The 13,775-nt window shown below is 46.2% G+C and carries 11 protein-coding genes and 2 riboswitches; of the genes, 5 read left to right on the top strand and 6 right to left on the bottom strand.

The genetic code is table 11. The features are described from left to right. Positions 1-31 precede the first annotated feature (31 nt). Positions 32-293, bottom strand: a riboswitch (cobalamin riboswitch). 109 nt (positions 294-402) lie between these two features. Further along, positions 403-675: riboswitch (cobalamin riboswitch) on the top strand. Positions 676-768: 93 nt separating this feature from the next. The 4 genes from BWI96_RS07020 to BWI96_RS07005 all read left to right on the top strand — a co-directional run bounded on the left by BWI96_RS07020 (position 769) and on the right by BWI96_RS07005 (position 5,390). Next, positions 769-1,386 (top strand): cytochrome c biogenesis protein CcdA, encoded by a 618-nt coding sequence (locus BWI96_RS07020; protein WP_106635969.1) that lies wholly within the window; start codon positions 769-771, stop codon positions 1,384-1,386. Between the two features lie 42 nt (positions 1,387-1,428). Next, a complete protein-coding gene (locus BWI96_RS07015) occupies positions 1,429-3,570 on the top strand; it encodes a TonB-dependent siderophore receptor (RefSeq protein ID WP_106635968.1) in 2,142 nt (713 codons plus the stop codon). A gap of 216 nt (positions 3,571-3,786) precedes the next feature. After that, the gene (locus BWI96_RS07010) at positions 3,787-4,158 is read left to right on the top strand and encodes a DMT family protein (protein ID WP_106635967.1); all 372 of its coding nucleotides are present in this window, start codon (positions 3,787-3,789) and stop codon (positions 4,156-4,158) included. Then, the gene (locus BWI96_RS07005; RefSeq protein WP_106635966.1) at positions 4,152-5,390 is read left to right on the top strand and encodes an MFS transporter; all 1,239 of its coding nucleotides are present in this window, start codon (positions 4,152-4,154) and stop codon (positions 5,388-5,390) included. The genes BWI96_RS07010 and BWI96_RS07005 overlap by 7 nt, the downstream gene beginning before the upstream one ends. Positions 5,391-5,731: 341 nt before the next feature. Here the strand turns inward: BWI96_RS07005 and BWI96_RS07000 are convergent, their stop codons facing one another. Next, positions 5,732-6,151, bottom strand: a complete 420-nt coding sequence (locus BWI96_RS07000; protein ID WP_106635965.1) for a hypothetical protein — start codon at positions 6,149-6,151, stop codon at positions 5,732-5,734. A gap of 110 nt (positions 6,152-6,261) precedes the next feature. Beyond that, positions 6,262-6,444 carry a hypothetical protein gene (locus BWI96_RS22235; protein WP_106635964.1) on the bottom strand — a complete coding sequence of 61 codons (183 nt, stop codon included), beginning with the start codon at positions 6,442-6,444 and terminating at the stop codon, positions 6,262-6,264. 382 nt (positions 6,445-6,826) lie between these two features. Here BWI96_RS22235 and BWI96_RS06990 point away from each other — a divergent pair, with 382 nt between their 5' ends. Further along, the gene (locus BWI96_RS06990; protein ID WP_106635963.1) at positions 6,827-7,402 is read left to right on the top strand and encodes a hypothetical protein; all 576 of its coding nucleotides are present in this window, start codon (positions 6,827-6,829) and stop codon (positions 7,400-7,402) included. A 70-nt stretch (positions 7,403-7,472) separates the two neighbouring features. Here the strand turns inward: BWI96_RS06990 and BWI96_RS06985 are convergent, their stop codons facing one another. From BWI96_RS06985 to treZ, 4 genes are all read right to left on the bottom strand, one after another. Further along, positions 7,473-7,667: a hypothetical protein gene (locus tag BWI96_RS06985; protein WP_106635962.1), complete on the bottom strand. Its 195-nt coding sequence runs from the start codon at positions 7,665-7,667 to the stop codon at positions 7,473-7,475. 167 nt (positions 7,668-7,834) lie between these two features. Continuing rightward, positions 7,835-8,167: a 4-alpha-glucanotransferase gene (locus BWI96_RS23205; protein WP_369804109.1), complete on the bottom strand. Its 333-nt coding sequence runs from the start codon at positions 8,165-8,167 to the stop codon at positions 7,835-7,837. A 2-nt stretch (positions 8,168-8,169) separates the two neighbouring features. Further along, positions 8,170-11,940 (bottom strand): malto-oligosyltrehalose synthase, encoded by a 3,771-nt coding sequence (treY, locus tag BWI96_RS06980; protein WP_369804101.1) that lies wholly within the window; start codon positions 11,938-11,940, stop codon positions 8,170-8,172. Beyond that, positions 11,933-13,774, bottom strand: coding sequence for a malto-oligosyltrehalose trehalohydrolase (treZ, locus tag BWI96_RS06975; RefSeq protein ID WP_106635961.1), 1,842 nt, complete (start codon positions 13,772-13,774; stop codon positions 11,933-11,935). The genes treY and treZ overlap by 8 nt, the downstream gene beginning before the upstream one ends. Position 13,775 lies beyond the last annotated feature (1 nt).

Raw genomic sequence — 13,775 nt, 5'->3', positions numbered from 1 at the left:
CCCTTTGACGACGCTCTAACCCGTGAAAGCATGATCAGCTAAGAATAAAGGCAGGTCTCCTGACTCGTCCCCTCCCAAACGCCTTCCCATATCCTAACGACACAGTGGCTTTATTGTCAAGGAGTTTACTCAGTTGTCCGTTTTTAGTTTGCCGTTTTCAGTTAATGACCACTGAAAACAGAAAATTGAAAACAGAAAACGGAGCGGAACTTACAGTTGCACGACAGTTCGTGATTTGCACACGATTCCCTATTAATCTGCAGTTAAGCAGAACCTTTTTCCGTGGAAAAATGAAGTAAAGAACTTGAATGAAGGAACAAAAGTAGGGTATAATTCAGCCGTTTATGGATTTACATTCAATAATAAATTTTCCAGGTAAGGTCTGAACGTTAAAAATAATCGTACTTTCGCGGCTCAATTGGTGCCTTTTCTGCCCGTCAGAAGAAGCTTAAAAGGGAATCCGGTGCAATCCCGGAGCAGTACCCGCTGCTGTAATTTCTACTTAGTTTACAGTTTGCCGTTTACGGTTTTCAATTAGTTTACTGCTAACTGAAAACGGCAAACTAAAAACGGACAACTAAGTAAACTCTAAACATCAATGCCACTCCAGTGTGCTGGGGGAAGGCGTTTGGAGTGGAAAGAGCCAGAAGACCTGCCTGTTGAACATACCATTCATGCTTTCGGGAAGAAAGGCAGGAGGCTTCACATGCTTAGGAGGTGTTTCCACCTCTGTCCTGTTTCCCGTGTATACACTTAAAAGGGAAACAAATGATCAATCCTTTATTACTCGATTCGCTGGTGTTGGGGATACAACATTCCTTTGAACCCGATCATATGGCCGCCGTTTCCGTGCTGGCCAGTGAAAGAAAAAAAGGCCAGCTTTGGCGAGTCATCTGGCGGTCTTCGCACTGGGCTTTAGGGCATTCCTTTACGCTGATTCTCTTTGCCTGCCTGATTCTGCTGCTGAAATCCCAGATCTCGGAAGAGGTGGCTTCCTACGTGGAGTTTCTGGTGGGCCCCTTAATGATCTGGCTGGGAGTAGTAGCCATCCGGCGAAATTTTGTTCCGGCACCCATTCAAACGCCAGAAGAGGCCAAAATCAGCCGTTCCTTCGGAGTAGGCATGATCCACGGATTGGCCGGAACGGGAGGAGCTTGTACCGTAGCCTTGACCCTGGCGGCCAAAGATGCCAGCACCGCCGTTTGGATTATTATTCTGCAAAGCCTTGGCATTATCGTAGCGATGACTTTGTACGGTTGCATTCTGGCTTTTTCGCTGAAGCAGGTCGTACAGCGGGCCGAGAAAGCCCTGGTAATCATCAACTATGCCGTAGGTATTTTCTCCATCCTCATTGGATTCGTAACCCTTTACGAATCTTTTCAGTAATCCTTAGCACTTTTTCCCCTTTTTCATTTTATATATTTTTACATGCGTTTTACGCCTTATTCGCTGGGACTGGCTCTGCTGGCTCACCAGGCTTTAGCTCAAACTCCGGCTGATTCCAGCCGCAATCTTAATCCGGTGGTGGTAACGGCTACCCGTTCCGAAACCCGACTGGATCGCATTCCCCAAACGTTAAAACTGATTAATCGGGCGGATCTGAACTTAACACCTGCAAACGATCTGACTGACCTAGTTAAAAAAACGGCGGGCGTACAGGTGATTCAGTATCCGAACCTTTCCTCGGGGGTGGGAATCCGTGGGTTCCGTCCGCAGTTTTCGGGCTTGAATCAGCGGACATTATTACTCATTGATGGTCGTCCGGCGGGAGCGACGAATCTTTCCACGATTCAGTTATCAGCCATCGACCACATTGAAGTTCTGAAAGGCCCTGCTTCGGCTTTGTACGGTTCACAGGCCATGGGCGGGGTGATTAACGTGATTACCCGTCGTTCGAAAGGAATGCCTACCGGAAACGCTTTTGCCGAATATGGTAGTTTTCAAACGCTTCAGGCTGGTTTTTCTTCGGGGGGTAACCTGACCAGCAAACTCGATTACGATTTATCCTTCGCTTATTTTGAACGGGGAAAAGATTACAAAATCGGGAAAGACAACTGGCTACGAAATGCGTTCGGTTTTAAAAACGCCGTGAAGTATTACGCCAAGGGTACGAGTGAAGAAGTAGATGATCGTCGTGACGATGGTCAGACGCGGCCTTACACCCAATTACAGTATTACTCAGGAGCGTTGCGATTAGGATACCAGATTGCGGAAAACTGGCGGGTAGACGTTCGCGGCGAAAGATTCCAGGCTCGCAATGTTCAATCCCCCGGTGACATTGCTTACGGAATTACGGAAGCCAGCAGTAAGGATGTCGAGCGGGCTTCGCTGGAAGCTTCCTTAACCGGACAAATCGGTGCTCACCAGCCTAGTCTGAAGGTGTTTACTGCCGATGAGGCGAATAATAACTATACCCTGAATGCTTCCGGTAAACCCGTCATCCCTTACCGCTCGAATCGCACGGCAAATGCCTGGTCGGGTTTACAGGTGAAAGATGTGTGGAAGTTAGGACAGCATTCGCTGGTGCTTGGGTATGATTATACCAATGCCTCGACGCAGGGTCGCCGCTGGAGTGATGCCACAACCGAGCGTGCTCCCACGCAGCCCGATTATGCTCTGATTTCTTCGGCTTTTTACGCCCAGGCAACGCTGAACGTTGATAAACTAACGATACAACCCGGCCTGCGTTGGGATCAGATTACTTTTGATGTCAAGCAAACCCCTTTATTAACGTCGTACCGGGCGGGGAAGAAAACCAATCCCTTCCTGAGTCCTAACCTGGGGGTTACCTATCAGTTGCCTCAGCATTTAAGAATCAAAGCGACTGTAGGGCGTGCCTTTGTAACCCCCGATGCTTATAACGTAGCGGGGTATTCCGAAGCCCGAACCACCGCCGGGAAAATTGCCGTAACCAGCGGAAACCCTGACTTAGCGAATGAAAGTAGCTGGAGCTGGGATGTGGGGGTGGATTACCAGCATCAGGGTTTCTACGCTAATGCAACGTATTTCTCTACCCAGGTGAAAAACCGCATTGCCCGCGTCGTACGGACGGTAAATGAGCCGCTTGGCAATGGGGATGTGATTGTTTCGAGAACTACGTTTATTAATGCCGCCGATTCGGATATAAACGGTCTGGAAGCGGAGGCGGGTTATGACTTTGGTTATAATCAGAAACACGCCCTTCGTCTTTTTGGTAACCTGACAACGATGTTTAAAGCTCAGGAGGTAATTGTCGGAACGGATGAATCCCGGACGGAACGGATGATTGCCAATGTGGCGAAAACCAATGTCAATTACGGACTGGAATTTGATAACCGTAAAAATCTGCGTCTGCGATTAACGGGCCGCTATGTCGGTACTCGCCGCGACATTGATTATACAGATGCCTTGAATCCGGAAATTGAGTATACGCCGTTCATGGTGGTTGATCTGGTGGCTGCGTATACGCTTGAGAAAAAGCACACGCTGACTTTGTTACTCAATAACCTAACGGACGAAAACTACTACGAAAAACGCGGTTATAACATGCCCGGTCGGAGTGTTTCGTTACGGTATGCCCTTCAGTTTTAAAGTACTGCTTGTTTTGAGTATGAAAAGGCCTTTCCCATTGGGGAAGGCCTTTTGTCTTAGTAATAAACGTTTGGTAAGAATGTTAATGGTTTGATAGTTAGTTGGTTAGTTAGTGTTAACGTAGAAATGGCGAGCTTAAAAATGAATTAAAATACGCATTTCCGCTGGCGGATGGCTGAAAAAAAGAGTTCAGTATACAAACTCAAAACTTGAACCATGAAAGGATTAGCTTGTATTGCTCTATTAACCATTTCAAATGCCTTTATGACGCTGGCCTGGTACGGACATTTGCAGGTAAAGCAATGGCCCCAACTGGCGAAACTATCTTTATTCGGCATCATTGCCCTGAGCTGGGGCTTAGCCTTCTTTGAATACGTATTCCAGGTGCCAGCCAACCGCATTGGCTCGGACGAGACGGGAGGGCCCTTTTCTCTCTTCCAATTGAAAATCATTCAGGAAGTAGTCTCCCTGACGGTGTTTACACTGATGACGGTATATCTGTTTAAAACGGATCGACTGGCCTGGAACCATGCCGTTGGGTTTGTCTTTTTAGTAATTGCGGTGTTTTTCATTTTCAAGAAATGGTAAGCTCTTCTACCGTTACTCCGCAGCCTTCCCGGCAAAGTTTGTCGGCACTGGACAAAGCCAATTTTCTACTCGCCGACGTTCGCGATGGTATGGGCCCTTATCTGGCTATTTATCTGATGGTCAGCTTAAAATGGAAGCCTCAGGACATTGGCATTGCCATGTCCGTAATGGGTATTACAACCGTAGTAATGCAAACGCCCGCTGGGATACTGGTGGATCGTACGACACGAAAAAAGTTGTTTACGATACTGGCTTCCGGTTTAATGGCCGTGGCCGCTCTGCTTACCATCCTGTTGCCCAGTTACCCCGTCATTATGGGTGGTCAGGTGTTAATGGGCATTTCTGCTGCCTGGTTTACACCCGCCGTAGCCGCGATCACGCTTGGACTGGTGGGCCATCAGGCTCTGGATGCCCGTATTGGTCGTAACGAAACGTTTAATCATGCGGGTAATGTTGTAGCGGCATTACTGGCGGGTACGATTGGTTACTTTCTAAGTAGTAAGGGAATTTTCGTGTTGTTGGCCCTGATGTCCGTTTTAAGCAGCTTAAGTATCTGGCAAATCAAGAGCGAAGAGATCAATGACGAGCTAGCCCGCGGCAGTGGGGAAGCCAACGAGAGCGAGGCAAGCCCATGGAAATCATTATTGGCCAAGCCTTCTCTGTTGTTTTTTGCTTTGGCCTGTGTGTTGTTTCATTTTGCTAATGCCGCTATGTTACCCTTACTGGGGCAGCGTCTCTCCCTGAAAGCCGATGCTGGAGGAGCGTCACTGTATATGTCGGCCTGTATCATCGTTGCACAAGTTGTCATGATTCCCGTCAGTGCCTGGGTAGGAAAGAAGGCGTCGACGGGCCGTAAACGGCTGTTACTGATCGCTTTTCTGGTTTTGCCGATTCGAGGCGTACTCTATACTCTTACCAGCGATGAAGTATTACTGGTATGCATTCAGATTTTGGATGGGGTTGGAGCCGGAATTTTTGGCGTATTATCCATTCTCATCGTATCGGATTTAACGCAGGGGTCGGGTTTATTTAACACCGTTCAGGGAGCCATTGCTACGGCGGTGGGGCTAGGAGCTTCGTTAAGTAATGCGTTTGCGGGCTTTTTACTTCAACGGAGTAATTTTCAAACGGTTTTTCTGGTCCTTGCCGCCATTGCCCTCGCCGCTCTTATCCTTGTCTGGCTAGGCGTTCCTGAAACCCAGAAGTCCAGTGAAAAAGCTCAGGTTGCCTAAGCTATTACTTACAATGCAGCCCGTCATCCAGAGCGAAGCGAAGGACCTTACTTAGTGGTCGGCTTTGCTTCTTATGGGCAAGTTTTCTATTTCCCCCGCAGCACTCGGCAGAGCCGAGCGACTGCGGTATACTTCTAGAATTCAATCATCCTTTCCTGTCATCCAGAGCGAAGCGAAGGACCTTGCTTAGTGGTTGGCTTTGTTCCTTGTGGGTAAGTTTTCTACCTCCCGCAGTCGCTCAATTCTGCCGAACGACTGCGGGAGCTTTTGCAATGGAAAACGCCTTGATTTACCTTCCCGCAGAAATGTAAATTAAGGCATTTAAGAAAACCCAGGTTAGCTTACGAAGCCTGTCGATATGGGGTATTTCTCAGAAGCTTCAGGTTATTGAGTTCTGGAATAATCACTAGGTCATGCTCCGGGACAATGCCTCGGGCAATCCAGTTCATTACGGTACCGTGCGATTTATTGTAAAGACGGCAGTAATCGGTAATAGTTACCCATTCGCCAAGTTTGTATTCTACGCCGTTGTAAACGACAGCTCCCTTAATTGAATTAATGATGCGTTCAGCGTCGGCCGTAAACTGTTCAAACTCCAGCTTGTCTTTCTCTAGTTTTTCAAAATTTGTAACCGGAGGAACATAATCCGGTAATTGCTCTAGTTCGATCCTAAATTGATCGTTAAGCCGAATCCGTTCGTCTAAATCGCTCACATTCGTTGCTAATTTTCTGTATTTTTCTTGAAGTTCTAAAGCTGTCATGGTAAGTTCTTTTGATTATTTAATAATATGTTTTTGTTGTAAAGTCTTGAATATCAGTAAATTAACTAACAGATATGTATATAATCTTAATAGGGGCTGGGTCTGTACGATTATCGAAGTATTTCGTTTATTTGGTCAATTTGTCTTTTGTAAGATTTTGCTTTCTTTATCGTTAAATCATATTCTTCTCGTGTGGTGTTTAAGTCAAATTGTAGGATTTCTTCCATTTGGGCGAGATGTTTTTTTAGGGTTTCTCTTAATTCTTGAAGGTCTTTTCTTTCCTGATCTGTCATCTTTGTGGGGGAGTGATGATATAAAGATCAGTAGTGTTAAGTTATTTAACAAATGTTTTCAGGTATAAATAAGCTTCATCAGGAATCGTTCGACCCTGCCGAGTGACAAAATGTAATCCAGGCCTCTGGCCGATGGAAGTCAAAGCTTTTTTAGGTTAGGCAAACCTTTTGCTTTTTAGTAGATTCCTTTGCCTGAGACGGCCAGAGGCCTACAGTTATGCGGTCACTCGGCAGAGCCGAGCGACTGCGGAGTCATATTATTCCTATTTATCTTTTGCACTAAAGCTTACTCACAAACTAATATGAAAAATAAAAAAATAGAAAATATCGTTTTTTTAGAAATTAGTAATAAGGAAAAAAAGAATTATTAAAGGATGAGCCAATGCCTGATAAGAATTCTATAGATTCATTGGGGGATTATTATTATGAGTTACATAATGGAAAAATCATATATGAAATAACAGGCGTTAAAAATTTTCTTTTTAATAATTTATATGATTTAAAAAAATATATCAGTATAACTTCTAAACCAAGAATCGATGATGTCTTTCTAAGTACATCGACTTATCCAATTAATGATAACAACTTTATTGAAAAAATAAGCGATTATATGACTTATTTTAATCAGTTGAGCAAAAGGGAATTCAATTTCGAAGAAGGAGAATATTTGAAAAATATCGATGAAATACTAAATACAATAAATTTGCATGAATTTAAAAAATATAGATTATCTATCATAGCAATAACTGGAGAGGCTATTATTAAGCAATCTAAGAAGGAGGCACACTGGGATTATATTGTTTATTCTAATACTAAAGAGCCAGTAATTATAATTGAAAATAAAATATTAATAGATCCAGTTAACATAGTATATGACGAATATAACAAAAAAATAAAAAATAATAACTATAAAATTAACACACATAGATCCATACAAAATGTACTATTGAAAAAATGAGAACTATATAAATTGATTTATAACAGTATTCATCATTGTGATGATTATAACTCATAATATGCAAAAACATTTACAACTTCTGTGGGTCTTCAGCCTGCTGGTCAGCTCCTGCTTTGCCCAAATTCAGGGCAAAGTCTATCAGGATGGCAACGCCAGCGGCACCCAGGATGCCTTTGAATCTGGCATACCGGGTATTCGCGTCGCGGCCCTCAATGCCCAGTCCCAACTCATCGATCAGAACTCTGGCCGATGGTAGCCAGAGCACTTTAGGTCAGGCAAACCTTTCGCTTTTGGTAGACTTCTTTGCCTGAGACGGCCAGAGGCCTATGCGGTCACTAGGCAGAACCCGAGCGACTGCGGAGATAAGGATTCTCATAAAACCAAGAAGGGGTTCATTCGATTTTGAATGAACCCCTTCTTGGTTTTCAAAAGTTACCCGCGATGGTAAGTCTCAGCCCATTTTTTCAATTGTCGCTGATGAGCTTCCGTTAATTGGCTGGGAATCAATCGCCATTTCCAGCAAGCTTCGTTCCCGGCTGGCGTGTTCATACGGGCGGATTCGTCCAGTCCCAACACATCCTGAACGGGAAGTATGGCGGTTTGAGCTACCGACGAATACACCATGCGAATGAGAACAAAGTGAATGGTTTCTTCTTTTAAAGGCCCACCCAGGTATTCTTCCAGTCGGCGATGGTCATCGGGGCTTAAATCGTTCCGGTACCATCCTTTAGTCGTATTATTATCATGGGTTCCCGTATAGGCAATGCTTAAGGAGAATGATTATGCACGATGTTCACCGAGTACGGCATGTCGTCGCTGAATGCAAAATGAAGCACTCGCATCCCCGGTAGCACACAGGCATCGCGGAGTTCATACACGTCCGTTCCAATATCGCCGAGGTCTTCCGCTACCAGAGGAAGACTGCCGAGTTTTTCCCGGAGCACGTCAAAGAACGCAGTACCGGGCCCGGGTTTCCATTCGCCATTTTTAGCCGATTTTTCCTGAGCGGGAACTTCCCAGTAACTGGCAAAAGCCCGGAAGTGGTCGAGCCTCAGTAAGTCGTACAGTTCCATATTCTTGCTAATACGGTTGAGCCACCAGTCGTATTTTCGGGCTTTCAGAACATCCCAGCGATAAATGGGCATGCCCCAGCGTTGACCATCTTCGTTGAAATAGTCCGGTGGTACGCCCGCTACACAGGTCATATTCCGCTCTTCGTCGAGATGGAAAATCTCAGGATTGGCCCAGACGTCTACCGAATCATAACTCGGATAAAAGGGTAAGTCCCCAAAGAGCTTCACATTCCGAATGTTACTGTATCGCCGAAGCTGATGCCACTGCCGGAAGAAAATAAACTGAATCCATTGCTGATAAACCAGAGCCTCCGCCTGCTCTTCCCGGAATTGTTGTAGGGTAACCGCGTCGCGAAGTTTAAAGGACTCGGACCATTCGTGCCAGGGCTTATGATCCTGTTGCTGCTTGATGACTACATACAGCACAAAATCATCCAGCCATTCGGCTTCGTTTTGGCAAAAATTTTCAAACTCTCGTTTCAGTAAAGGCCGTTTTTGGTACTGGGCATAGGCCTGTTCCAGCAATTGATGCTTCAATGCCAGAGCCTGCTCAAAATCCGCCTCGGGCGTTTCCATAATTCGGTATTCCGATAAATCACCCAATAAGCCCTCGGCCTGTAATAGCTCAGGGCTAATCAGCATGGGGTTCCCGGCCCGGCTGGAAATGGAACTGTATGGCGAAAAACCCTGGTCTGCTCCGGTTGGGTTAAGCGGTAATAACTGCCAGTATGTCTGTTTACTCTTGCTCAGAAAATCAGCGAATTTATAGGCCTCAGGTCCTAAATCGCCTACCCCGAAAGCAGAGGGCAATGAAGTGACTGCCAATAATAACCCCGCCGAACGATCCCGAATGTCGGGCTGACCTTTGAGTAAGGCCAGCGGTAACTCACTAAATAAATCCTGAACGAGCCACTCAGAAGTAAGGGACGCCGAACCCAGCAGGTTTTGCCAGTTTTGAGGAGCGTCTTCGGGAATAATCACGCGAGTGTCTTTCCAGTCAATTTCCAGTACTTCATGAATGGAGCCAATCTGAGCTGCGTGCAGCGGAACCGCCACGACGTACCAGTTTTGCTTGTACCGACGGGCAAAAGCCAGCACGTGATCCTTGTAGGTACCTTCAACTGTTAAGGGCAGATAAAGTCCCTCGGTGAAAGTATCGACGTTTTCTTTGCGTTCCTGAAATAACGCATGCGTTAACCAAAGCTTGATTTGGCCCGAATAGCGGTGCTGCCATAAAGCCCGCCAATCGAGCGACTCGATGTCATTCAGGTATTGTTCCCGTAATGAATAGTCAACCGGACGGCGGTTATCAGGATCTACCAGACTTAAATCCCAAAGTTCCGTTCCCTGATATACGTCAGGAACACCGGGCGAAGTGAATTTAAGTAAGGTCTGCGAAAGTGAATTGACAATGCCCCAATCGCAAACGCTGCGATGAAATCCTTCGAAGGTCTTATAAAAATCGCTGGATTTGTCGAGTAAGGAAGACGCAAAATCCTTGGCTGCCTGCTCGTAATTTTCATTCGGTTGCGTCCAGCCAGAATTCACTTTTCCTTCCCGCAGAGCCTTGGGTAAGTATTCGTGCAAACGGTTTTCGAAATCATCTTCGTCCTGACTGGGCATGGGATGAGCCCCTACGACTGTCTGGTAAATCAGGTATTGATCGTTCGGTTCCAGTTTCGTTTGCGGGTGCATGGAAAACCAGTTACTAACGGTTTCAATCCATAGTTCTGGCAAATCCGTCAGGGCGTTAAGTCTAGCCCGTACATCTTCCCCGCGTTTCGTATCGTGGGTTGAGGTACCATTTAAGGACAGGGGCCAATGTTCCTGCCGATCCTGCATTAACTCGTGGTAGTGTTCGGAGGTAATCCCAAATTCCTCAACCGAATCACCCACTTCATTATGCCCGATGAAACGGGTATAGGTATACAACAACGTGTCTTCCACACCTTTCGCCATGAGAGGCCCGGAGAACTGCATGCAGCGTTGGTAAAAAGGCAACGCTTCTTCCAGGGTCAACGTTTTTTCGAAGGCATTAATCGAGGCTTTTTTCTCGGGATACTTTTTACGAATAGCCTTGAAAATTTCTTTGTTGGCTTGCTGTTCTTCTTCCCCCAGCGGCCAGGCGTTTCCGTAATAGCGATATACCGGGCAATGAATGAGGTAAAGAGCAATGGTGTCTTTCAATGCCTCCTTTTCTAGCGTCGGTAAGTTCAGGCTCTCATACAAACGCACCAGGTTATCCAGTTCCCCGCCCATGTGGTCGAGGAGGATCATGGCTTTTTTCTGGTGAATCTGTTCCTGCGTAGGCGTTTGATCACCCGTGAGCCGTTGGTAATACTTCGTAAAAGGTTTCTCAGCGGCCTTATTCGTAAACAGATTATTGACGTATGAAAGAAAATCATACCCCGTATTTCCCTGAATTGGCCAGCTTTCATTCAGTTTTTCGCCGGGTTCCAGAATTTTCTCAACGGTAATGTACGTTTTCGGTCCGGCTAAATCCCGAAGTTGTTCGAGGTAACTGCTGGGATCATACAAGCCATCGATGTGGTCAATGCGTAAGCCCTGAAAAACACCCGTATCTACCAGTGTTTGAATGTATTTATGAAAATGCTCAAAAACTTCAGGCTTCTGAATATTCAAACAGATCAAACCATTTACCGTAAAAAAGCGGCGGAAGTTGATTTGCTTATCCGTTTCGGCATAATGACAAAGTCGAAAGAACTGGTTTTTAGCCAGTTCTAGCAACTGTTCCTTTGACTGGTTAATCTTTTTCAACTGGGCTTCAATGGCGGCCACGAGCTCTCCATCTTCCTGCAAAGGCTGAAGTAATAATTCACTCAACTGAACGCCATACAAACCATTGTCCGTGATGTCTTCGAGTTTTTGGAGCGAATCAAGTAACGTTTTTGCCGCCGGAATCTTCTCCAGAATACTGGCGTAACTGGCAGGATTAACCGGGAATTCTGATTCGTCGTATAAATTCCAAACCAGTTGACCTCGGCGATAGGCCAATTGCAACTGATTTTCCTGGATTACCTTTTCCAGCGTATCGCCCAGAAAGGGGGCCATGATCTGCCCCGGACTTACCGGGTTGTCCCAGTCAATGTCGAAAAAATCGGCATAGACCGAACGTTTGCCTTTTTGAAATACGTCCCAAATCCAGAGGTTAGCCGGGCTATAGGCCATGTGGTTCGGCACAATATCCTGTAACCACTGGAAACCTTCTTCGTGAATTTCCTGAGAAATGCGTTCAAAATCTGCTTCATTACCGATTTCCGGGTTAATGCGATGCGGATTGAGCCCGTCGTACCCGTGCGTGCTGCCGGGTGTGGATTCAAAAATGGGCGAAGCATAAATCGTGCTAACGCCCAGTTTTTTCAGGTAAGGAATAATCGCTTCGAATTCTTTCAGCGAAAAGTCCTTATGAAACTGAAAGCGGTACGTGGCGATGGGGTTATTCATGGGAATAAATTAAAATCGATTCGGGTTGAAGAGTTAATTCGCTACGGGCCTGAAGTTCATCGGGAGAAGCTTTCTCGCCACCCCATTGAGGGTCCGCAGAATCAAGACATTTTTTCCAAATGGGAGCCTGATCAGAAACAGTAATGACGTAAGGATCAGAAGAAAAATTCATGCAAATTAAAAGCTGTTGCGGACCTTCCCAGCGACGCACGACGATGACATCTTTGGCTTCGTCGACCGTGACCTCCATATTCCGTCGATCCGCTTTGCGAATCAGGGCATGATCCTTACGAATCTGAATGAGCTGCTTGTAATAGTTGTAAAGCGTGTGATGAATGTGATCCTGTTGTAAGCCCCACTCAAGTTTAGACTGATCGAACGTATCCTGAATGGTAGGGTCGGGGGCTTCTCCTTCGCCATGAAAGGCTGCGAACTCCCGCTTTCTTCCTTCGCGAACCGCCGTTGAAAGTTCCGGGTCGGTATGATCGGTAAAGTAGAGGAAGGGCCGGGATTCTGCCCATTCTTCGCCCATGAATAGCAAGGGTAAAAATGGACTTGTGATTACGGAGCCAGCCATTAACTTCAGCATCTCGAAATTCGTCAACTGACTCGACCGATCTCCATTCATGCGGTTTCCGATGTGATCGTGGTTTTGAGAAAAAACCACGAACTGATGACTCGGGAACGGGTCCGTTGGGGTACCAAACGTTTTGTTTCTTCGGAAGGTGTATTCTCCTGTGTGTACGTAAGCATTCTGGTAGGCTTTGGCAAAGGCTGCCGTTCCGTCCATGTCGGCGTAATAGCCCGTACGCTCGCCTCCGGCTGATACCCGAAGGGCATGATGAAATTCATCACTCCACTGGGCGTCCATGCCGTAACCTCCCTTTTCAAACGAGTTAATGAACCGCGTATCGTTTAACTCCATCTCTACGATCAGGTAATGATTTCGGCCCGTTTGCTGGGAAAGCTCATTCACGTATTGCTTGATTTCTTTCAGAATATGCACCGGACTAAAATCCCGAATGGCATGAACCGCATCAAGCCTTAACCCATCGATATGAAAATCACGGAACCACATCAATGCGTTTTCGATGAAGTAGTCGCGAACGCCATCGCTCCATTCATCATCGAAATTGATAGCTTCGCCCCAAGGCGTCAGGTATTGCTTGGTGAAGTAAGGGCCGTATAAAGAGAAGTAGTTTCCATCTGGCCCCATGTGGTTGTAGACTACGTCCAAAACGACGGCAATGCCTTTTTCGTGACAGGCATTAACCAAATGCTTTAAGCCTTCAGCTCCACCGTAAGAATCCTGAACGGCAAAGGGATATACTCCATCATAACCCCAGTTCCGTTTACCAGGAAATTGAGCAACCGGCATCAATTCAATGGCCGTTATGCCTAAGTCAACCAGGTAATCCAGTTTGGATTCAACACCAGCAAAGGTGCCTGCTTCCGAAAATGTACCGACGTGAAGTTCGTAGAAAATGTAATCTTCGAGGTTTGGGTTTTTCCAGGACTGGTCAGTCCAGTCATACGAGCCAATGTTGAGAGCTCTGGAAGATCCGTGGACGCCATAAGGCTGGCTGATGGAAGCCGGATCGGGAACGTGGCGACCGTCGTTGAGAACAAACTGATATAAATCGCCAGGTTTTAATTCAGGGGTGGTTAATTCCCAATAGCCAAATTTATCTTTCTGTAACGGATACATCGTCCGTGTTTGGTCCAGATAAATTTCTACTGATTCAAGCAGGGGGGCCCACACCACAATGTGGGCCTCTCCTGCCTGATTGAAATTCACCCCGAGGCTGCGAGCACTCAGGTCTATTTCTTTCATG

This window comes from Siphonobacter sp. SORGH_AS_0500 (assembly GCF_002838835.1).
GTDB lineage: Bacteria > Bacteroidota > Bacteroidia > Cytophagales > Spirosomataceae > Siphonobacter.
This window is presented reverse-complemented; position numbering and strand designations above follow the sequence as displayed.

What these genes read in the sequence shown, in the direction of transcription:
- treY (WP_369804101.1), bottom strand. Translation starts at nt 11,940, where the DNA reads ATGAATAACCCCATCGCCACGTACCGCTTTCAGTTTCATAAGGACTTT.
- BWI96_RS07000 (WP_106635965.1), bottom strand. Translation starts at nt 6,151, where the DNA reads ATGACAGCTTTAGAACTTCAAGAAAAATACAGAAAATTAGCAACGAAT.
- BWI96_RS07010 (WP_106635967.1), top strand. Translation starts at nt 3,787, where the DNA reads ATGAAAGGATTAGCTTGTATTGCTCTATTAACCATTTCAAATGCCTTT.
- BWI96_RS06990 (WP_106635963.1), top strand. Translation starts at nt 6,827, where the DNA reads ATGCCTGATAAGAATTCTATAGATTCATTGGGGGATTATTATTATGAG.
- treZ (WP_106635961.1), bottom strand. Translation starts at nt 13,774, where the DNA reads ATGAAAGAAATAGACCTGAGTGCTCGCAGCCTCGGGGTGAATTTCAAT.
- BWI96_RS07005 (WP_106635966.1), top strand. Translation starts at nt 4,152, where the DNA reads ATGGTAAGCTCTTCTACCGTTACTCCGCAGCCTTCCCGGCAAAGTTTG.
- BWI96_RS22235 (WP_106635964.1), bottom strand. Translation starts at nt 6,444, where the DNA reads ATGACAGATCAGGAAAGAAAAGACCTTCAAGAATTAAGAGAAACCCTA.
- BWI96_RS07020 (WP_106635969.1), top strand. Translation starts at nt 769, where the DNA reads ATGATCAATCCTTTATTACTCGATTCGCTGGTGTTGGGGATACAACAT.
- BWI96_RS07015 (WP_106635968.1), top strand. Translation starts at nt 1,429, where the DNA reads ATGCGTTTTACGCCTTATTCGCTGGGACTGGCTCTGCTGGCTCACCAG.